Annotated in this window: 1 protein-coding gene; it reads right to left on the bottom strand. The window is 59.5% G+C overall.

Features of this window, described 5'->3' with window-relative positions; all coding sequences use genetic code 11:
- The coding region (locus tag J2I46_RS32625; RefSeq protein WP_207333309.1) for an FISUMP domain-containing protein at positions 1-941 on the bottom strand (941 nt) is incomplete at both ends.

Raw genomic sequence — 941 nt, 5'->3', positions numbered from 1 at the left:
CGAACCGGAATGAGCATGGGGCCGTAACCGATAACCTGCTGGCCAAAGGTGGCATAAGTATCGCCAGGCAGCTGAATCAGGCTGAATGACATCGGATTATCTTCATCGCTTCGATCCGATATCCACAGCACGCAGTTCCTGCCTTCCCCGTTGTTGACCCCCTTGGGCCGCCGCACGTCGGCGGGCATGGCGTTGAAGCCCGATTTGTTGTTGGCGTAGCCGTCTTTCTTGGTCCAGGCATCGGTGGCCATCAGTTGCCCCAGCAGCCGCTTGGCGGCGACGTCATCGCCATTGGTGCCCCAGTCGTAGACGGCGAGTCCCTGGGATTCCAGCAGGTTAGTGTAGTCCTGCCGGCTCGGAATCCGCCAGCCAGCAGGCAGGGGAATGCCCGCCAGATCAGCGTACTCCATAAAGGTGCCGTACTGGGGCTTGTTGCGCTCAGTCAGCGCGCCCGGACCGGCGTAATTGGTAGCCAGCCACTCCAGGTTGCCAATCTTGACAGTGGGGTAGTACAGGCTTCCGATTTTCACCGACGTGCCCGTGGTGATGGGCGTAGTCGAGGGTAGCCCCGTGGTAGGGGTGGTAGGAACGGCGCTCACCTTTTGATACTTGCTCTCGTAGCGCCCCTCCCGGTCAATGACCGTAGTGGTCATGTAGTTGGTGGCCGAGGACAGGTTCGTGGCCTGGGGCTTTTCCCAGACAGTTTGGTAGGTCTGCATGTCCTTGGCCTGGATGGCGGCGTCCTTGTAGCCCGAATACTTGTTGCTGAAAGTACGACGGATGCCCGACTGGGCGTGGAAGGTAATGGAGGCGGGACTGGCCTTGTAGACCAGTGTACCGGTGATCTTGTAGAGGATCTGCAGGGTCTCATCGCCAGAATTGTAGACCTGAGAGGTATACTCGAGGGCATTGCGGCCGTCGGCGGTAAAGACCATGGTGCG

Source organism: Fibrella forsythiae (genome assembly GCF_017353175.1).
Classification (GTDB): Bacteria; Bacteroidota; Bacteroidia; order Cytophagales; family Spirosomataceae; genus Fibrella; species Fibrella forsythiae.
The sequence above is the reverse complement of the archived record's forward strand: the minus strand, read 5'-3'. Positions and strand labels throughout refer to the sequence as shown.